At 70.3% G+C, this 18,020-nt stretch carries 18 protein-coding genes and 3 tRNA genes; 9 read left to right on the forward strand and 12 right to left on the reverse strand.

Translation table 11 applies throughout. The features are described from left to right. Positions 1–3: 3 nt before the first annotated feature. Both QQZ13_RS07720 and QQZ13_RS07725 read left to right on the forward strand, forming a co-directional pair. Positions 4–77, forward strand: a tRNA-Ile gene (locus QQZ13_RS07720). A gap of 17 nt (positions 78–94) precedes the next feature. Continuing rightward, positions 95–167, forward strand: a tRNA-Ala gene (locus QQZ13_RS07725). Between the two features lie 58 nt (positions 168–225). Here the strand turns inward: QQZ13_RS07725 and QQZ13_RS07730 are convergent. Next, positions 226–1,860: a DUF1501 domain-containing protein gene (locus QQZ13_RS07730; RefSeq protein WP_284528443.1), complete on the reverse strand. Its 1,635-nt coding sequence runs from the start codon at positions 1,858–1,860 to the stop codon at positions 226–228. Positions 1,861–1,870: 10 nt separating this feature from the next. After that, positions 1,871–3,490: a DUF1800 domain-containing protein gene (locus tag QQZ13_RS07735; protein ID WP_284528444.1), complete on the reverse strand. Its 1,620-nt coding sequence runs from the start codon at positions 3,488–3,490 to the stop codon at positions 1,871–1,873. Between the two features lie 133 nt (positions 3,491–3,623). Between QQZ13_RS07735 and QQZ13_RS07740 the strand changes: the two genes are divergently transcribed. Beyond that, positions 3,624–4,052, forward strand: coding sequence for an NUDIX hydrolase (locus QQZ13_RS07740; protein ID WP_284528445.1), 429 nt, complete (start codon positions 3,624–3,626; stop codon positions 4,050–4,052). 9 nt (positions 4,053–4,061) lie between these two features. On the opposite strand, the gene QQZ13_RS07745 is transcribed toward QQZ13_RS07740, so the two are convergent. Continuing rightward, positions 4,062–4,556, reverse strand: a complete 495-nt coding sequence (locus QQZ13_RS07745; RefSeq protein WP_284528446.1) for an aminoacyl-tRNA deacylase — start codon at positions 4,554–4,556, stop codon at positions 4,062–4,064. Continuing rightward, positions 4,553–5,125, reverse strand: a complete 573-nt coding sequence (locus QQZ13_RS07750) for a DNA helicase (protein WP_284528447.1) — start codon at positions 5,123–5,125, stop codon at positions 4,553–4,555. Before QQZ13_RS07750 ends, QQZ13_RS07745 begins: the two co-directional genes overlap by 4 nt. Before the next feature lie 123 nt (positions 5,126–5,248). On the opposite strand from QQZ13_RS07750, the gene QQZ13_RS07755 reads away from it, so the two are divergent. Continuing rightward, complete coding sequence (locus QQZ13_RS07755; RefSeq protein ID WP_284528448.1) at positions 5,249–5,806, forward strand: peptidylprolyl isomerase; 558 nt, start codon at positions 5,249–5,251, stop codon at positions 5,804–5,806. 27 nt (positions 5,807–5,833) lie between these two features. Next, complete coding sequence (locus QQZ13_RS07760) at positions 5,834–6,706, forward strand: rhomboid family intramembrane serine protease (protein ID WP_284528449.1); 873 nt, start codon at positions 5,834–5,836, stop codon at positions 6,704–6,706. A gap of 186 nt (positions 6,707–6,892) precedes the next feature. Here the strand turns inward: QQZ13_RS07760 and QQZ13_RS07765 are convergent, their stop codons facing one another. Then, positions 6,893–7,132 (reverse strand): cell division protein CrgA, encoded by a 240-nt coding sequence (locus tag QQZ13_RS07765; RefSeq protein ID WP_284528450.1) that lies wholly within the window; start codon positions 7,130–7,132, stop codon positions 6,893–6,895. A gap of 70 nt (positions 7,133–7,202) precedes the next feature. Between QQZ13_RS07765 and QQZ13_RS07770 the strand changes: the two genes are divergently transcribed. From QQZ13_RS07770 to QQZ13_RS07780, 3 genes are read left to right on the forward strand one after another with little or no spacing between them, the layout of a single operon-like run. Beyond that, a complete protein-coding gene (locus QQZ13_RS07770; protein WP_284528451.1) occupies positions 7,203–7,973 on the forward strand; it encodes a class E sortase in 771 nt (256 codons plus the stop codon). Next, positions 7,973–8,131 (forward strand): hypothetical protein, encoded by a 159-nt coding sequence (locus QQZ13_RS07775; RefSeq protein ID WP_284528452.1) that lies wholly within the window; start codon positions 7,973–7,975, stop codon positions 8,129–8,131. The genes QQZ13_RS07770 and QQZ13_RS07775 overlap by 1 nt, the downstream gene beginning before the upstream one ends. Beyond that, a complete protein-coding gene (locus tag QQZ13_RS07780; RefSeq protein ID WP_284528453.1) occupies positions 8,124–8,765 on the forward strand; it encodes an aminodeoxychorismate/anthranilate synthase component II in 642 nt (213 codons plus the stop codon). The genes QQZ13_RS07775 and QQZ13_RS07780 overlap by 8 nt, the downstream gene beginning before the upstream one ends. A 12-nt stretch (positions 8,766–8,777) precedes the next feature. Here QQZ13_RS07780 and pknB read toward each other — a convergent pair whose 3' ends face one another. The 7 genes from pknB to QQZ13_RS07815 all read right to left on the reverse strand — a co-directional run bounded on the left by pknB (position 8,778) and on the right by QQZ13_RS07815 (position 17,773). After that, positions 8,778–10,478: a Stk1 family PASTA domain-containing Ser/Thr kinase gene (pknB, locus tag QQZ13_RS07785; protein ID WP_284528454.1), complete on the reverse strand. Its 1,701-nt coding sequence runs from the start codon at positions 10,476–10,478 to the stop codon at positions 8,778–8,780. 78 nt (positions 10,479–10,556) lie between these two features. Continuing rightward, positions 10,557–12,329 carry a serine/threonine-protein kinase gene (locus tag QQZ13_RS07790; RefSeq protein WP_284528455.1) on the reverse strand — a complete coding sequence of 591 codons (1,773 nt, stop codon included), beginning with the start codon at positions 12,327–12,329 and terminating at the stop codon, positions 10,557–10,559. Then, the gene (locus QQZ13_RS07795; protein WP_284528456.1) at positions 12,326–13,783 is read right to left on the reverse strand and encodes a penicillin-binding protein 2; all 1,458 of its coding nucleotides are present in this window, start codon (positions 13,781–13,783) and stop codon (positions 12,326–12,328) included. The genes QQZ13_RS07790 and QQZ13_RS07795 overlap by 4 nt, the downstream gene beginning before the upstream one ends. 58 nt (positions 13,784–13,841) lie before the next feature. Then, the gene (locus QQZ13_RS07800; protein WP_284528457.1) at positions 13,842–15,218 is read right to left on the reverse strand and encodes an FtsW/RodA/SpoVE family cell cycle protein; all 1,377 of its coding nucleotides are present in this window, start codon (positions 15,216–15,218) and stop codon (positions 13,842–13,844) included. Then, entirely contained in the window at positions 15,215–16,495 is a 1,281-nt protein-coding gene (locus QQZ13_RS07805; protein WP_284528458.1) for a PP2C family serine/threonine-protein phosphatase, read from the reverse strand. The genes QQZ13_RS07800 and QQZ13_RS07805 overlap by 4 nt, the downstream gene beginning before the upstream one ends. A 13-nt stretch (positions 16,496–16,508) precedes the next feature. Further along, positions 16,509–17,045: an FHA domain-containing protein gene (locus QQZ13_RS07810; protein ID WP_284528459.1), complete on the reverse strand. Its 537-nt coding sequence runs from the start codon at positions 17,043–17,045 to the stop codon at positions 16,509–16,511. Beyond that, positions 17,042–17,773 (reverse strand): DUF3662 and FHA domain-containing protein, encoded by a 732-nt coding sequence (locus QQZ13_RS07815; protein ID WP_284528460.1) that lies wholly within the window; start codon positions 17,771–17,773, stop codon positions 17,042–17,044. Before QQZ13_RS07815 ends, QQZ13_RS07810 begins: the two co-directional genes overlap by 4 nt. A 146-nt stretch (positions 17,774–17,919) precedes the next feature. Between QQZ13_RS07815 and QQZ13_RS07820 the strand changes: the two genes are divergently transcribed. Then, positions 17,920–18,003: transfer RNA gene (locus QQZ13_RS07820), tRNA-Leu, on the forward strand. The last annotated feature ends 17 nt before the right edge of the window (positions 18,004–18,020 follow it).

Genomic DNA, 18,020 nt, shown 5'->3' on the forward strand with positions numbered 1-18,020 from the left:
GACGGGGCTATAGCTCAGGCGGTTAGAGCGCTTCACTGATAATGAAGAGGTCCCAGGTTCAAGTCCTGGTAGCCCCACACAACATCTCCCTCTCGGGGCCTTAGCTCAGTTGGTAGAGCGCCTGCTTTGCAAGCAGGATGTCAGGAGTTCGAATCTCCTAGGCTCCACAACTCTCATCCACCGGCCGTCGAGCGAGCGCAGCGCGACGACGCGACGTGGACACCGCTACTTCTTCTTCTTCACGGTGCCCCACGAGAACACCTTCGTCTTCGGCTTGTAGCCCTTCGCCGTGTAGGTCACTTTCACGCGCAGCCCGTAGCCGCGATACGTGGCCGGGATCCGGAACGAGCGCGTCGTGCGGCGCTTCTTGACCTTCCCGCTCTTGACCGTCTCCCACCGGTAGCTCGTCTTGACGCGGGCCTTCTTGCCGGCCGCGGTCAGCCGGGGAGCCGGTGCCGTGACCTTCGACCCCACGCGGCCCGACCCGGCGCGTTTGCCGTACGAGGAGAAGAAGCTCGACGGCATCGTCTTGACGACGGGGGTGCTCGGGCCGGTGTCGCCGCCGGTGACGAGGGGGGCCATGAACCCGAGCCGCCGATGCTGGAACTGGGGGAAGATCGCCGCGAGACTCCGCTCGGGGTACAGCGCCGCCACCACTTCGCTCAAGACGTCGCGATAGTCGGTCGTCACGGCCAGATCGGCGTTCTGCGTGTTCTCCAGTCCCGGCCACCGGCCGTAGTAGCCGCCCTTCACGCCGGCACCGAGCACGAACATGACGTTGCCGTGTCCGTGGTCGAGGCCGCCGTTGCCGTTCTCCTTCACGCGCCTGCCGAACTCGGAGATCGTGACGAGGGTGACCTTCTTGTCCATCGCGCCGAGATCGGAGAAGAAGGCGGCCAGGCCCTTCCCCAGCGGCTCGGCCATGTTCTTGAGGTTGCCGTTCGAGAGGTCGCCCACCCACTGGTGGTGATCCCAGGACCCCTGATCGATCGTGATGACCTCGGCTCCGACATCGGCTTTGATCACCTTCGCCGCACCCTGCAGCGCCTCGCCCAGGCTGCCCTTCGGATACTCGACGGTGCTCGTGACCGCGCCGCGCGCGGTCGCATAGGCCTGCGCGACGGCCAGGGCACGCCCGCCGCCGCTCGCCACGGCATCGGGCGCGTCCGCCCAGAGTCCCCGCAGTGCCGTCTCCCACCCGGCGGCATCGCTTCCCCCCGGTCCGACGACCTTGAGCTTGTCGAACCCGGCCGTCGACACCGCCGGCGCGGGACCTGCCAGCTGCGTGGCCAGCACCGTCTCGCCCAGCTGCAGGGCTGTGGTGTCGCTCGCGCCGCCGGCTCGCACGGAGATGAGCCGGTTCAGCCACCCGACCCGCGCCTGCGAGCCGGGGTCGGCATCCTCGACCTCCTCCATCGCGGCGAAGTGCGACCGTGTCGTCACCGCCTGACCGGTGGCGTGGACCGCGGCGACACGTCCCGCCTTCCACAGCGGCATGATCGGGGCGAAGGCGGGATGCAGGCCGAACTGCGCGTCGCCGGCCAGCAGCTTGTCCTTCGGCACGGCGATGTTCGGGCGCGCCGCGTAGTAGACAAGGTCGGCATGCGGCACGACCAGGGACAGACCGTCGGCGGCGCCGCGCAGCGACAGCACGACGAGCACGCGGTCCGCCTTCCGTCCCCCCGATGCGTACGCGGTCTCGACGAAGGCGTCGCCGAACACCGAGGCGGCGACGAGGCCGAGTCCGATGCCGAGCGCGGATCGGATGGCCGTGCGTCGCGACACGCTGGACGCGAAGTCGTCGCAGCCGGCGGCGAGCGGATCGGCGACGGTGGGACCGGAGTGGGGGGATTCGATCACGGCGCCGTCCCTATCGGAGGTAGAAGAGCGGTTGGTTGAGCACAAGCGCGAGCACCCAGGGCATCTGCCACCGCACGATGGAGTGCTGCGCGTTCACGAGCGCCGACGGGCGGACCTTCGTGGCCGTGCACACGGCCTCGAGGAGACCGGAGGTGGACCCCTGGCCCGTCATCCGCCGGGCGAGATGATCGACGAACTCCGCCAGGGTGAGCTCGGGCTGGGGCAGCCGCTTCGCGGCCGGGACGTGCGTCGTGTCCTTCGTCGGCCACCATCCGCCCGACAGGGTCCAGTGCGCATCCCAGGAGGCGAGGAAGCGCGACGGAGAGTTCCACGCGTCGTTGTGCTGCGGCGGTCCGTCGGGCCGGGGGTGCGACCAGGCGCTCGCACCGATACCGCCCGCCATGTAGTGCGCCTGCACGGCTCCGGTGTCCTGCGCGGTCGGCTTCGCGAACGAGACGCCCAGCGCGCGGTTCACCGAGACGAGCTCGTCGGTCGGCGTCTTCACCTTCGCCCCGGACGACGCCCAGAACTCGGGGTGGTCGACGAGCGCACGGAGCACGGGCCGGATCTGCGTGCCGTTGTCGAGGTAGACGGACGCGAGGTGCTCGATCAGCGCCGACGAGGGACTGTCGCTCACGAACCGTCGTGCGAGCTTGCGCGCGATCCGCTCGGCGGTCGCGGGATGCCGGGCGAGGTAGGAGAGGTAGGCCCTCACGGCGGCGCGTCCGTCGGGGTCGGAGTTGGGGTGGGAGAAGCCCAGCACCGTCACCGGAGCGGTGTCGTGCCAGGTGGGATCGTAGGACACCTGCCATGTGGACCACGTGTCGACGCGGTAGCCCGTGAGGAGACGGGCCGACGCCTTCACAGCGTCTTCGTCGTATCCCGCGCCCTTGCCGACGGTGTGCAGTTCGAGCAGCTCCCGACCCAGGTTCTCGTTGACCGAGCGCTTGGTCGAGCGGGCGTTGTCGAGCGAGCATCCCATCGCGGGATGCACCGTGGCCGCCTGGAGAAGCTCCTCGAAGCTCGTGAGCGCGAGCTCGCGCATGCGGTGCCCGAACGCGATGCGGAACGGGAAGACCCCGTCATCGTGGATCGGGATGTAGAAGTGGTCCTCCCAGAACTCCGTCATCAGCTCGAGCACCTGTCGAGTCGACTCCTGGCGCCTCACCATGGCGTACCCCGCGTAGGCGGCCATCGCCCGCCAGGCCGGCTCCTCCCCGCTGCGGTCGCGGGCGACGATGTCGAGGGGATCCGCGGTGATGCATCGCCACCAGGAGTCGAGGCCGGCGGCCGTGGCGGACTCGGCGACATCCTGCGGCGCCAGTTGCGTCTCGAACCACGCCCGCGGGCCTCCCGCCTCGCGCACCGCAGCCAGCGCGGCGGGCTGGAATCCGTACGTCCAGCGGCGGATCACGTGCAGTTCCTCGTCGGTCGCGACGGGCGTCGCGGGGTAGGCGACCGGCGCGTAGCTGTCGGCCGCGTGAGCGACGGGGGCATCGAGCAGGGGCACCGTGAGGGCGGCCGCCGACGCCGCAGCGACACCGCCGAGGAAGCTGCGGCGCGGAAACAGGGGCGTCGACGGTGGAGGAGCGATCGCCGATTCGCCCGCGGGGGGGACGCGGGGAGTCATGCGCCGCAGTATAGCGTCACGCCCCTCCGACGCAGGAGAGCCGAAGAATGTGGCGCAGATCGTCGCCATTTCGTGAGCGAAGCGGGCCTTTGCGCCACGTTCTCGGCGCCGCGGTCCCAGTAGGGTGACGGGCATGGACCTGCGCGTCGCGGCCTACGCCGTCATCACTGACGATGACGGCCGGGTGCTGCTCGCGCACTGGCACGAGGGCCGGCGCTCCTCGTGGACGCTTCCCGGCGGCGGACTCGAACCCGGCGAGGATCCCGAGGTGGCCGCGCGCCGCGAGGTGAGGGAGGAGACCGGCTACCGCGTCGAGCTCGACGGCCTGCTCGGCATCGATTCGCGCGTCATCCCCGCACGCCAGCGCGTGCGCAGCGGACACGATCAGCCGCTGCACGCGCTCCGCATCATCTACCGGGCGCACATCGTCGGCGGCCGGCTGCGCAACGAGGTCGACGGCTCGACCGATCGTGCCGAGTGGTTCCCCGTCGCCGCCGTCGGCGAGCTGCACCACGTCAAGCTCGTCGACGTCGCGCTCCGCCTGGCGGGACTCGCGGACTGAGCTGCCGCGTCAGTTCGATGCGACGGGCTGCGAGATGTCGGCGACGGTCGCGCCGTACGCGGCGATGAGCGCGTCGGCGTCCACGAAGAGGCTGTAGCCGTGAGCGCCGGCCCCCATCGCGACCCGCCTGCCGGTGATCGACTCGTCGGCGAAGATCGGCCAGTCGGTGGTGCTCCCGAGGGGGACGATCGTCCCGCGCTCGTAGCCGGTCGCCGCGAGGGCGCGCTCGGGATCGGGGAGCTGGAGCTTGTTGACGCCGACGACCGCGCGCAGCTTCGGCCAGGAGATCGCCTTGTCACCGGGGATGAGTGCGAACAGGTAGGTGTCGTCGGCGCGCTTGACGACCAGCGTCTTCACGATGTCCGCGGGCTGCAGACCCAGGAGCGCCGCGGCCTCCTCGAGGCTGCGCGCAGCGGGGCGCTCGCGGATCTCGATGTCGAGTCCGTGCTCGGATGCCGCAGCGCGGACCCGATCCAGGCCCGCGCTGCCGTGTCCGTCGGTCACGCGTCGGGTGCGCGGAGCGGGTCGTCGGCGACCCAGAGCTCGTCGTCCGCGCGGAGGGTCTGCCACGCCGCATACAGCACGCCGGCGGCCGCAACCACGCCGAAGATGATCGCCAGCACGCCGCCGGCGCCGATGCCCTTCTTGGCGGGCGGGGCGACGACGAGCTTCTTCGCGGCGTTCTTGCCGTACTTCTGCGCGTTCTTCTGGAGCTTGGCGACGTCGATGGAGCCGAAGCCGCGGCCCGATGCGAGCGCCTCGCGCTTCTCGTTGGCGGCGTCCCAGACCGACAGGGCCGAGCCGATGACCGCGCCTGCGGCCGGAGCGACCCGCTCGTTGTAGAGCTTGGCGGAGGTCCTCAGTCCCTGGTCGACGTAGGGTGCGGCGTACTTCTCGTAGCCGTGCTGCACCGTCGGCACGACGTGCTCGCGGTTGTAGTGACCCAGCTGGCGGCCCGCCTCGCGCGCGACCTCACCGGCCTGACCGATCAGGACCTGCTGCGACTCCCACAGGGTGTTCGCGTGCTTCTGGAGCTTGCGGAGTTCCTTCTTGCGCTTGCGGCTGAGGCTCACGGGGTGCCCTCCCTTGTACGGCTCGCCCTCTGCGGGCGCGCCTGGCTCGTCTGAGTGACCTGGTCCCATCTTGCCAGACCCCGCAGAGCGCGCCAGGGGTTGACAGATGTGAGAATGGTGAGCATGCCGATCCACACCGCAGTCGCGACGATCCACACCAACCACGGCGACATCGTCGTCAACCTCTTCGGGGACCACGCGCCCCGCACCGTGCAGAACTTCATCGGCCTCGCCGACGGCTCGCAGGCCTGGACGAACCCGGCGACGGGCAAGCCCGGCGAGGGCCCCCTCTACACCGACGTCATCTTCCACCGCATCATCCCGAACTTCATGATCCAGGGCGGCGACCCGCTCGGCCAGGGCGTGGGCGGTCCCGGGTACACCTTCAACGACGAGATCCACCCCGAGCTGACGTTCGGCTCGCCGTACCTGCTGGCCATGGCCAACGCGGGCCTCCGCCGCAACGCGATCACGGGTCAGGCCGAGGGCACGAACGGCTCGCAGTTCTTCATCACGACCGACCCCACGCCGTGGCTCAACGGTAAGCACACCATCTTCGGCGAGGTCGCCGACGACGCCTCCCGGGCCGTCGTCGACGCGATCGGCGCGGTTCCCACGGGTGCGGGCGACCGTCCGGTCCAGCCCGTCGTGATCTCGTCGATCGACGTCGTCGCGGCCTGAGTCCGCGACGGGGCCTCGGCGCAGCACGTGACGACACCGGACTACCGGGCCGACCCGGAGAACTTCTGCTATCGGCATCCCGATCGGCAGAGCTTCGTGCTGTGCCAGCGGTGCACCCGCACGATCTGCCCGGAGTGCCAGACGCAGATGCCGGTGGGCGTCATCTGCCCGGAGTGCCTGCGTGACCAGCAGAAGGCGGCGCAGGCGACGCGGCCGCCGCGCTCGCAGCGGATGCTGCGGGCGGTCCGCTCCTCGGACGAGCGCCCGCTGGTCACCTACGGCCTGGTCGCCGTCACGCTGCTGTTCTACCTGATCGGGCTGATCCCCGGCGGGATCGGCGATCAGGTGCAGTCGTGGCTGGCGTTCAACAGCGGATTCCTCGTGCCGGGCCCGTTCTTCCAGCCGTGGCGGCTGCTGACGGTGACCCTCGTCCACGCGAGCATCTGGCACGTCGCGCTGAACATGCTCGCGCTGTGGGCCCTCGGTCGCAGCCTCGAGCCGCTGCTCGGACGATGGCGGTTCGCGGTGCTGTACCTGCTGAGCGCGCTCGGCGGCTCGGTGCTCGTGGCGCTGCTGGCCCCGGGCACCTGGGTGGTCGGAGCATCCGGCGCGGTATGGGGTCTGCTCGGCGCCATGTTCGTCATCGGCCGCCACCTCGGTGTGAACGTGACGGCGATCGCCGTGCTGCTGGGACTGAACCTGGTGATCACCTTCCTGCCGGGCTCGAACATCTCGTGGCAGGCGCACATCGGCGGCGGACTCGTGGGCCTGCTCGTGGGGTTCGTCTTCGCGCGGACGCGGGCGGTCCGTCAGCAGCGCACGCAGAAGCTCCTGCTCGCGGCGACCGCCGTGGGCCTGCTGGCTCTCCTGGTCGTGCCGCTGCTGGTGTACTACAGCTGACACCCGCCGATCACTGGTCGCGCGGCACTTCGCACAGGGTATCCACACCTGTGAATGACACCGGTGTAATTCATCCCCACCTGTGGACAGAGCTGTGGATAACTCCCGCCGACGACGCGCCGGGATACGACGAGACGCCGCCTCGGCGAACCGGGGCGGCGTCTCGTGTGCGCGGGTGCGGGCGGGTCAGCGCCAGCGCGTGGTCATGAGGAACCCGACGAAGGCGATGCCGAAACCGATGACGAGGTTCCATGCGCCGATGTCGGGGATCGGGAAGCGCGATCCGCTGAGGTAGAAGACGATCACCCAGATCAGTCCGATGATCATCAGACCGAGCATGATCGGCTTGAACCAGACCGGGTTCGGGGCGGGCTCGCCCTCGTGGTGCTCGACGATCGGGTCGCCGTCGTTGCCTGAACGTGCCATGCGAACGATCCTATCGTCCAGTGCCCGTTCACCAGCAGCCATCCATGCGTGGTGTGGGAGAATCGGCGGCATGGGGGAGAACGCGGCGGCGGCACCGCGCCCGCGGCGACGCGGTGCGACGATCGCAGGCGTGCTCGGCGAGCTGCTGATCACCGCCGGCGTGATCGCCCTGCTGTTCGTGGCGTGGCAGCTGTGGATCGGCGACTGGATCATCGGCTCGCAGAAGCAGGCCGAGGCGTCGCAGCTGACGCAGACGTGGGCGCAGGAGTTCGCGAGTGCGACCCCCGCCGCGCCGTCGCCCACGGAGGAGCCGGCGGATCCCGGCGAGCCGATCGTCCCCGTGCTCGACCAGCCCCGCCACGGCGCCGAGTTCGGCGTGATGCAGATCCCCCGGTTCGGCAAGGACTGGAAGTTCACGATCGCCGGCGGCGTCACGCGCCCCGACATCCTGGACGAGGGCGAGATCGGCCACTATCCCGACACGGCGATGCCGGGCGAGGTCGGCAACACCGTCTACGCCGCGCACCGGTGGACCTCGGGCGCGCCGTTCGACCCCATCGACAAGCTCGTGGTGGGCGATGCCATCGTCATCGAGACCAAGGACGGCTGGTACACCTATCGCTTCCGCACGCTCGAGTACGTGCAGGACACCCAGGTCGAGGTGCTGCTGCCCGTCCCGCAGCAGGTGGGCGTCGAGGCCGATGGTCGCTACCTCACGCTCACCAGCTGCGCGCCGAAGCTGAACATGCTCGAGCGCATCATCGCGTACGCGCTGTTCGAGAGCTTCACCCCCCGCGCCGACGGACCGCCCGCCTCTCTCACCGAGGGGGTGAGCGCCTGATGTACGCCGCGCTGTGGCGCATCCTGCCCGGTCCTGCCTGGGTGCGCGTGCTCATCCTGCTGGCTCTGCTCGCCGCCGTCCTGTACGGCCTCTTCTGGTACGTCTTCCCGTGGGCGGCGCAGTTCATCACCCCGCAGGAGTCGACGATCGGTGGCTAGCGTGCCGCGGGTGCTCGTGGTGGACAACCACGACAGCTTCGTCCACACCCTCGTCGGGTATCTGCGCGAGCTCGGCGCCGAGACCGATCTGGTCGAGGCGGATGCCGTGAGCGATCCGGCCGCCGCCCTCGATGCGTACGCGGGAGTGCTCGTCTCACCCGGCCCGGGTGCCCCGGCCGACGCGGGGGCCTCGATCGCCGTCGTGCGCGCCGCGGCGGACCGGCGACTGCCGCTGCTCGGAGTGTGCCTCGGCCATCAGGCGCTCGCCGAGGCGTACGGCGCGACCGTGTCGCATGCGCCCGAGCTGCTCCACGGCATCACCTCGCCGGTGCACCACGACGGCAGCGCGCTCTTCGCGGGTCTGCCCGATCCGTTCGCGGCCACCCGTTACCACTCGCTGGCCGTGGTCCGCGAGACGGTGCCGTCCGAACTGGAGATCACCGCGACCACCGACTCGGGTGTGGTGATGGGCCTCGCGCACCGCTCACTGCCGCTGTGGGGCGTTCAGTTCCACCCGGAGAGCGTGCTGTCCGAAGGCGGCTACCGGCTCCTCGGCAACTGGCTGGAGCGCGTCGGCGTCGGGGGCGCGGCCCTGCGGGGGGCGGAGCTCACTCCCCACCGCCGCGTCGGCTGAGCGGCGCCGCCGTCACTCGCCGGTGCAGACGACGAGTTCGATCGTCGAGTGGATCGGCACATCGCCGATCGCCGACTGCGACTTCACGATCTGGTTCTCGGGATCGCCCGTGCAGTTCGGGTCCTCGACGACGCTCGGCGTCAGAGCGAGGTCCTCGGCCTCGAGCGCACGCTGCGCGGCGTCGAGGCGGTAGCCGGCCATGTTGACGACGGTCACCTTGCCGCTGGCCACCACCAGGTTCACCGTCGTGCCGACGGCGACCTCCTGACCCTGATCGAGGCTCGCGTCGATCACCGTGTCGGCCGGGAGGTCGGGATCGTTGCGCGTGGTCACCGTACCGAGCTTCAGACCGGCATCGGCCAGCGCCTTGGTCGCCTCGCTGCGGGAGAGCGACTCCAGGACGGGCACGCTCGCGAGCTCCTGCCCGGTCGAGACGTACACCTTGATCTCCTGGCCGGGCGTCACCGTCGTGCCGGCGACCGGGTCGGTGCGGATGACGTTGCCCGCCGCGATGGTCTCGCTGCTCTCGTCGAGCTGCTGCCCCTGCAGGTCGTTGCGCCCGAGCTCTTCGTTGGCGCGCTCCCAGGACATGTCGATCAGGTCGGGCACCTCGCGGGCGGTGCTCGGCACCTCGGCCGTCGGCCGGATCATCAGCACCCAGATGAAGACGGAGACCAACAGCGCCGCCAGCACGACCACGCCGGTCCAGATCCACGCCACGGGCGGCCCGGCCTGGGTGCGGCGCATCGTGGTGTCGGTGCTCAGCTGTCGCAGCGAGCGTGCCGTCTCGGCGGCCTGACGCGGGTTCGCGCCGTACAGCTCGCTGTGCAGAGCGCCGACCTGGCGCTTGCTCGGCGTCTTGCCGTCGACCGTCGCATCGAGGGTCTCGCGGAAGGTCGCGGCGTCGGGGAACCGCTGGAAGGGGTCCTTCGCGAGCGCGCGCAGCACGATCGCGTCGAGGGAGCGGGGCACGGTGCCCACCAGCTCGGACGGCGGGACCGGTGCCTCGCTCACATGCTGGTAGGCGACGGCGACCGGCGTGTCGCCGCGGAAGGGCGTGCGGCCGGTCAGCAGCTCGTAGAGCACCACGCCGGCCGAGTACAGGTCGGCGCGGGCATCGACCGGCTCTCCCTTGGCCTGCTCGGGCGAGAAGTACGAGGCGGTGCCGATGATCGCGGTGGTCTCGGCGACCGTCGAGGACGAATCGGAGACCGCGCGTGCGATCCCGAAGTCCATGACCTTCACCTGGCCCTGCTCGGTGACCATCACATTGCCGGGCTTGATGTCCCTGTGGACGACCCCGGCGCGATGCGAGTACTCGAGGGCCTCGAGGATGCCGTCGACGTAGCGCACCGCGTCGGGAACGGTGACGGGCCCGGCGGAGATGATGTCCTTCAGCAGCCGGCCCTGCACGAGCTCCATGACGATGAACGGCAGCGGGTGCTGCGTTCCGTCGGGGTCGGTCTCCACGTCCTCGCCGGCGTCGTAGACACGGACGATCGCGGGGTGCGACATGCGCGAGGCGGCCTGGGCCTCCAGGCGGAAGCGCGTGCGGAAGGCGTTGTCGGCGGCCAGCTCGCGCTTGAGGATCTTGATCGCGACGGTGCGGCCGAGCGTCAGATCCTGTCCGCGATAGACGGTCGCCATACCGCCGCGACCGACCAGTTCGTCGATGCGGTAGCGGCCCGAAAGCACGCGCGCCTCTGCTGCCACTTCACTCCCTGTGCTGAACCACGCCAGCCTATCCGACCGTTCCTGGGACAACGGAGGGAGCGACGCGGCGCGACGGGCTCAGCCGTCGGCGCCGTCGCCCTCGCCGTCACCGGTGTCGGCGGCCGGGACGATCGTCGCGGTGGCAGGGTCGGAGGTGGGCGAATCGCGTTCCCGCTCGCCGTTGGTGCAGTTCACGGCGTAGGACACCGACAGGGTGCCCGAATCGCCCACGACGATGTTCTGGGTGCGCGGGTCGGCGCTCGTGAACGACGCCGTCGTGTCACCCGTCTCGAAGGAGCCTCCCTCGACGACGAAGTTGTAGAACTGGACCGTCTGGGTGCCCGCCGGGCAGGTGAACCCGGGCCACACGACCTGCACGGTCGACCCGGCCTCCACAGAGCTGGCGTTGAGACCGCCCTCGATGCTCGGCGTGGTCGGCGTCGCGATCGGCGTCTCCGCGTCGTACACGGTGAGGTTCAGCGCCGTCGTGAACGGCACGTCGCCCTCGGGCTGCACGCGGTACACGAGGCCCTCCTGGTCCGCGGACGGTGCGGGATCGCCCGCCGTGCACTGGACGCCGGCCGTGAAGCCCGCTCCCTGCGCGATGGACCGGGCGCTCTCGCAGGTCTCGCCCTCGAGGTTCAGCGTCGCCACATCGACGCTCGTCGGCTCGGGGTCCGGACTGGGCGTGTTCGGCGGAGTGCTGGGCGCCGAGGACGACGGCGAGCTGGGAGGAGGCGAGCTCGGTGCCGGCTCCTCGCCGCCGCCGCCGTTGAGGAGCGCGAAGATGGTGCCGCCGAGGATGAGCAGCAGCAGGACGATGAGCGCGACCAGCGGCCACGTCCACGGGCTCCGCTTGCGCTTCTGCTCGGCGGGCTCATCGGTCTGCTCCACGCGCTCGTCGATGACCGACGTCGCGGGAAGCAGGCGCGTGGCCTGGTCGGTCCCCAGCCCGCCCGTGAGCAGCCGTGTCACGTCGTCGACGGCCGCGGCCCCCGCGATGGCGGGCACGATGGCGGCGGCGCCCGCGACGTCGCCGCGGCGCAGCGCGGTGGCCGCACGTGCCACCGCCGACGCGGTCGCCGGACGCTCGTCGGGCTTCTTCGCGATCATGCTCATCACGAGGTTCTGCACCGGGGTCGCCACCGTGGGCGGCAGCGGCGGGGGCGTGTCGTTGATCTGCGCCATCGCGATCGCGACCTGCGACTCGCCCGTGAACGGACGCTTGCCCGCAAGGCACTCGTACGCCACGATCCCGAGCGAGTAGATGTCGGTGGCCGGCGACGCCGCGTGCCCGGAGGCCTGCTCGGGCGACAGGTACTGCACCGTGCCCATGACCTGACCGGTCGCCGTCAGCGGGACCTGATCGGCGATGCGCGCGATGCCGAAGTCGGTGATCTTCACGCGGCCGTCGGGGGTGATCAGCAGGTTGCCGGGCTTGATGTCGCGGTGCACGAGTCCGGCGGCGTGGGCCGCCTGCAGCGCGGAGGCCGTCTGGGCGACGATGTCGAGCGTCTTGTCGCTGGACAGCGAGCCCTCGCGCTCGAGGATCGTCGACAGGGCCTCGCCGGGGACGAGTTCCATCACCAGGAAGGCGGAGCCGTTCTCCTCGCCGTAGTCGAAGACGCTGGCGATGCCCTCGTGGTTGACGAGCGCGGCGTGGCGGGCCTCGGCGCGGAAGCGCTCCAGGAAGCCCGGGTCGCCCATGTACTCGTCTTTGAGGATCTTGATGGCGACGGTGCGCCCGATCACATGGTCGGTGGCCTCCCAGACCTCGCCCATCCCGCCGATCGCGATCCGCGACTCCAGCTCGTAGCGCCCGCCGAAGCTCACACCCTGCGTCGGTCTCATCTGCTCAGCACCGCCTCAATGACTTTCTTCGCGATGGGGGCCGCGATCCCGTTACTCGTGCCGTTCTGGCCGAGTCCTCCACCGTCCTGCACCATCACCGCGACGACGACCTCCGGGTCCTCCGCGGGCGCGAACCCGGTGAACCAGAGGGTGTACGGATCGCCGGGGCCGTGCTCCGCCGTGCCGGTCTTCCCGGCGACGTCCACGCCGTCTATTCTTGCACCGCTCGCCGCGCCCTCACGGACATTGGCGATCATCATCGTGGTCATGGTCTCGGCCTGCTCGGCGGTCAGAGCGCGGCCGAACTCGGTGCTCTCGAACCGCTCCTGCTCGGTGAGGTCGGCGGCCACGACGGAGTCCACCATGCGGGGGTTCATGACCACGCCGTCGTTGGCGATGCCGGCGGCCACCATCGCCATCTGCAGCGGCGTCGCGCGCACGTCGCTCTGCCCGAAGCCGCTGAGCGCCGTCTGCGGCTCGTTGAGCACGGCGGGGTAGACCGACGCGGTCGAGGTGAGCGGGAGCTCGAAGGAGCGGTTGAACCCGTACTTCTCCGCCTCGGCGCGGATCGCGTCGTCGCCGAGGGCCACGGCCAGCTGCGCCATCGGGATGTTGCAGCTCAGGCGCAGGGCGTCGGCGAGGGTGACCTTCTCGCCGGGGCCGCACGTGCCGCGGTCGAAGTTGTGGATGTCGGTGCTGGTGCCCGGGAGCGTCCATGTCGCCGGGTTGTCGAACGTCGACTCGGGCGTGTACTGACCCGATGCCAGAGCCGCCGACGCGACGACGAGCTTGAAGGTCGACCCGGGCGGGTCGAGGTCGCCGCCGATCGCCCGGTTGTAGAGCGGCTTGGCGGGGTCGGCGACGAGCTCGTCGTTCGCCTCGTTGACCGCCGCCGAATCGTGGGACGCGAGCTGGTTCGTGTCGAAGGACGGGCTCGTGGCCATGGCGAGGATGCGGCCGGTGTCGGGCTCGATCGCGACGACCGCGCCCTGGTAGCCGTCGAGGGCGTCGAACGCGATCTTCTGCAGCTCGGGGTCGAGCGTCGTGAGGACGTTGGAGCCGCGCGGCGGCTGACCGCTGACGATCCGCTCGATGCGGGCGAGGAACTGCGAGCTCCCGGTCCCCGCCAGCTGCGCGTTCATCGCCTGCTCGAGTCCCGTCCGGGAGTTCAGCACCGGGTTCATGTACCCGGTCACCGGCGCCCACATCTCGGCGTCGGGGTACTGGCGCTGCCAGCTGTACACGTCGTCGCTGGCGACCGAGGAGGCGATCACCTCGCTGCCGGCGAAGATCGATCCCCGCTGCACCTCGTACGAGTCGTACACGGCGCGCTTGTTGTGCGGGTTGGCCTGCAGCTCGTTGGCGGCGACCACCTGGATCCAGCTCGTCGCCCCGAGCAGGCCGAGGAACATCACTAGCATGACGATGCTGAGACGGCGCAGTTCCTTCGTCATGCCGACACCCCCGTCTCGTCTCGTCGCCCGGCTTCTCGCGACATGTCGCGCACCCCGCTCATCCGATCACCACGCGGGGCCGGGAGCGGACGGCGTCCGAGATGCGCAGCAGGATCGCGACGATCATCCAGTTCGCGATCAGCGAGGAGCCGCCCGCCGCGAGGAAGGGCGTCGTGAGACCGGTCAGCGGGATCAGGCGCGTCACGCCGCCGACCATGATGAACACCTGCAGCGCGATCGTGAACGACAGCCCCGTCGCCAGCAGCTTGCCGAAATCGTCCTGCCCGGCGATGCCGACGCGGATGCCGCGGCTCACGAACACCATGTAGAGCGCGAGGATCGCGAACAGGCCGACGAGGCCGAGCTCCTCGCCGAGGCTCGGGATGATGTAGTCGCTCCACGCCAGCGGGGTGATCCCGGGCCGGCCGAGGCCGAGGCCGGTGCCGAACAGGCCCCCCTGGGCGAGCCCGAACACGCCGCTGGCCAGCTGCAGGCTCGACCCGTCGATCGTCTCGGGGTTGAAGGCGTCGAGCCAGTTCGTGAAGCGCGCGTGCACGTACGGGAGCACCTGGGCGGCGGCCAGCGCACCGGCGACGGCGAGCGTGACGCCGATGATCACCCAGCTCGTCTTGCCGGTCGCGACGTAGATCATCGCGATGAACATGCCGAAGATCAGCAGTCCCGTGCCGAGGTCGCGCTGGAGCACGATGATGCCGAGCGAGACGCCCCACACCACCAGCACCGGGCCCAGCTCGCGCGCCCGCGGCCAGGTGACCCCGAGGAAGCGGGTGCCCACCGAGGCGAGCGCCTCGCGGGTGCGCACGAGGTAGCCCGCGAAGAAGATCGCCAGGGCGATCTTGGCGAGCTCGCCCGGCTGGAACGAGAAGAGCCCCGCCACCGAGACCCAGACGTCGGCCCCGGCCTCGACGCCCAGTCCCGGCACGAACGGGAGCAGCAGCAGCGCGATGCCCGCGAAGCCGAAGACGTAGGTGTAGCGGAAGAGGACGCGGTAGTTGCGCAGCGCGATGACGATCGCGATGGCGGCGGCGATCGCGATCGCCGACCAGGCCAGCTGGCGCAGCGAGAAGCCCTCCCAGCCCTCCCATCCCTTGCCGAGGTCGATGCGGTAGATCATCGCGATGCCCAGCCCGGTCAGCAGCGTGGCGATCGGAACGACGAACGGGTCGGCCGCCGGAGCCCGAAGGCGCAGCACGACGTGCAGGATCAGCGCGAGCACCGTCAGCCCGCCGCACAGGTAGAGGAACGTCCACTCGATCTCGCCCAGGACGCCCAGCTGCACGAGGGCCGTCGCGCTGCCGTTGACGAGGAACGCGAACAGCAGCAGCCACAGCTCGCGGTTGCGGTGGGTCTGCGGCATGCGGATGCGGCGCAGCGCCTTCATCACCTGGGTGTCGGCCTGGATCTCGGCGGTCACGGGGTCACCTCCGGCGTGGGCTCCGGCGTCGCCTCGGGCTCGGGCGTCGGTTCTGGCTCTGGGCGCAGGTTGTCGATGCGGGCCTGCGCGTCGGCGAGCGAGCGCACCGCGATCGTCTGCTCCACGGAGATGCGCTGGTAGGCACGGAGGTCGGCCAGCAGGATGCCGGTGTCCTCGTAGACCGACGCGAGCGAGATCGGGCCGATGTCCTGCGGGATCCCGCGGTAGATCACGACCGAGTCGTCGTCGGGACCGATGAAGTAGCGGGTCTGGGTCCACTGGTAGGCGCCGAACAGCGCGCCCGCGAGGGCGGCGAGCACCACGAGGAGTCCGACCAGCCACCAGATGCGGCGGCGGCGGGCGCGGCGGCGATCCTCCTCGATGACCTCCTCGAGGAACTCGGCGGCGGGCTCGAAGTGCGTGGGCTCGTTGGCGGCCTGGCGGCCCGGGTGCAGCCAGCTCGTGCGGCCGGGCCGCGCGGCGGGGACCTCGATGCCCTGCGGCGTCGAGGCCGACCCGACGATCGTCGGGGTGCCGCTGACGACGGGATGCGCTCCGCCGACGTCGACGAGGACGATCGTCACGTTGTCGGGCGCGCCGCCGTCGAGCGCCTGCTTCAGCAGCAGGTCGGCCGTGCGCCCTGGGGCCAGGCCCTGGCCGAGCACCTTGCCCGTGTGCGCGTCGTCGACCACTCCCGACAGGCCGTCGGAGCAGATGAGCCAGCGGTCGCCCGGCTGGGTCTGCATGACGAACGCGTCGATCTCGGGGTCGGGGTCCATGTCGCCCAGCACGCGCATGAGCACGGAACGGCGCGGGTGGTAGCGCGCCTCCTCGGGGGTGATGCGTCCCGAGTCGACCAGCCGCTGCACGAAGGTGTGGTCGGTCGTGATCTGCGTGAGGGCGTCGTCGCGGTACAGGTAGACGCGGGAGTCGCCGATGTGCGCGATCACGGCGTGGTCGTCGACCATCACGATCGCGCTGACCGTCGTCCCCATGCCGGCCAGCTCCGGCCGCACCACCACGGTGTCGATGAGCTCGGTCGCGGTGTCGGCGATGGCGTCCCGCAGCGCCCGCTCGGCCGCGGCGGTCGACGGGAAGGCGTGGTCGAGGTCCTTCAGGCGGTGGATCGCGAGGCTCGACGCGACGTCACCGCCGGCGTGGCCACCCATGCCGTCGGCGACCGCGAACAGGTTCGAGCCGGAATAGCCCGAGTCCTGGTTGTTCGATCGCACCTTCCCCGTATGGGAGATGGCGACACTCGAGCCCTCGAAGACCATGGATCGGCGCCCGCTACTTCCGCAGCTCGAACGTCGTCGCGCCGACCTTGATCGTCGCGCCGACGATGACCGGCACCGGGGTGGTGACGCGCTCGCCGTTGTGCCAGGTGCCGTTGGTCGAGTCCAGGTCCTGGACCATCCACTGCTCGCCCCACAGCAGCAGGCGCGCGTGGTGCGATGACGTGTAGTCGTCGCGGATGACGAGACCCGACTCGCTGGATCGGCCGATCGTGACCGGCTCCGAGCCCAGCGGCACCTCGAGCCCCGCCTTCGGGCCGCTCGTGATCACAATGCGCGAGACCGTGTCGGTGGTGGCCTTGTCGACGCCGCTGCGGCCGGGCGCCGGCGACGAGACCGGGGCCGTGGCTGCGGCCGGAGACGGCGCGGCGACGTTCGGCGCGGGCGCCGGCGCGGCGGCGGGCGGCTCGGGGAGCTTCCGCGCCTTCACGCCGAACAGGTCGGCGCGGAGCGAATACACGACGGCGAAGACGAAGAACCACAGCAGGACCAGGAACCCGACCTGCAGCAGCAACAGGGTCAGTGAGCTCACGACGCTCCTCCGAAGTCGAAGGCACGCGTCGCATCGTCGGCCGACATCGAGGGCCGGGCCGGCGTCGTCTGCGGCACCACGGTGAAGACGATGTCGGTGCGGCCGATCGTCACGACCGAGCCGGGCGTCAGGCCCGCCTCGACGACCTTCGCGCCGTTGAGCTTGGTGCCGTTGGTGGAGTTCATGTCGCGCACCATCGCGCGCTCGCCGTCCCACAGGATCTCGACGTGGCGGCGGCTCGTTCCAGCATCCGCGATGGTGATGTCGGCGTCGCTGCCGCGGCCGATGACCGTGCGGCTCTTGACCAGCGGGTGCCGCTTGCCCTCGACCTCGACGACGGCCCGCCACGACACATCGCCCGCGGCGCTGCGCGAATCGACGCGGAGGGTGCCGGTGGACAGCTGCTCGTCGGTGTTCACGGAGATCGTCACAGGGCCGGCGAAGCTGTAGCCCTGCGCCTTCGCGTGGTCCTCGACCAGGCGGAGCAGTTCGGTGTCGAGCGTGGAGCCGAGCGTGCTCAGCCGCTCGGCGTCGGTCGGCGACAGCCGCACGGCGAACGTGTTGGGCGCGAGGATGCGATCGCGGCTCACGACGGCGGCCTTCTTGTCGAGCTCGCTCCGCAGCGCGGACGCGATCTCGACAGGCTGGACACCGCTGCGGAAGGTCTTCGCGAACGCGCCGTTCACGGCGCGCTCCAGCCCCTTCTCGAAGCTGTCAAGTAGTCCCACGGGGCTCCTCTGGCAGGCGGACCGGTGCTCACATGGTAGTTGCAGAGTCTGAACACACGCCTGTGCGCGCTCCGGACACGGCGATTCTGCGCACCGACGGGGCCGTGATATCCTCGGGAGGTTGAGTTCGCGGAGACGCGGATTTCGCGCGAGTGGCGGAATAGGCAGACGCGCTGGCTTCAGGTGCCAGTGCCCGAAAGGGCGTGGGGGTTCAACTCCCCCCTCGCGCACAGCGAAGAACAACCAT

Origin of the sequence: Microbacterium sp. T2.11-28, from assembly GCF_950097975.1 — a bacterium.
Taxonomy (GTDB): domain Bacteria; phylum Actinomycetota; class Actinomycetes; order Actinomycetales; family Microbacteriaceae; genus Microbacterium.

What these genes read in the sequence shown, in the direction of transcription:
- QQZ13_RS07735 (WP_284528444.1), bottom strand. Translation starts at nt 3,490, where the DNA reads ATGACTCCCCGCGTCCCCCCCGCGGGCGAATCGGCGATCGCTCCTCCA.
- QQZ13_RS07740 (WP_284528445.1), top strand. Translation starts at nt 3,624, where the DNA reads ATGGACCTGCGCGTCGCGGCCTACGCCGTCATCACTGACGATGACGGC.
- QQZ13_RS07755 (WP_284528448.1), top strand. Translation starts at nt 5,249, where the DNA reads ATGCCGATCCACACCGCAGTCGCGACGATCCACACCAACCACGGCGAC.
- QQZ13_RS07765 (WP_284528450.1), bottom strand. Translation starts at nt 7,132, where the DNA reads ATGGCACGTTCAGGCAACGACGGCGACCCGATCGTCGAGCACCACGAG.
- QQZ13_RS07770 (WP_284528451.1), top strand. Translation starts at nt 7,203, where the DNA reads ATGGGGGAGAACGCGGCGGCGGCACCGCGCCCGCGGCGACGCGGTGCG.
- QQZ13_RS07775 (WP_284528452.1), top strand. Translation starts at nt 7,973, where the DNA reads ATGTACGCCGCGCTGTGGCGCATCCTGCCCGGTCCTGCCTGGGTGCGC.
- QQZ13_RS07790 (WP_284528455.1), bottom strand. Translation starts at nt 12,329, where the DNA reads ATGAGACCGACGCAGGGTGTGAGCTTCGGCGGGCGCTACGAGCTGGAG.
- QQZ13_RS07795 (WP_284528456.1), bottom strand. Translation starts at nt 13,783, where the DNA reads ATGACGAAGGAACTGCGCCGTCTCAGCATCGTCATGCTAGTGATGTTC.
- QQZ13_RS07805 (WP_284528458.1), bottom strand. Translation starts at nt 16,495, where the DNA reads ATGGTCTTCGAGGGCTCGAGTGTCGCCATCTCCCATACGGGGAAGGTG.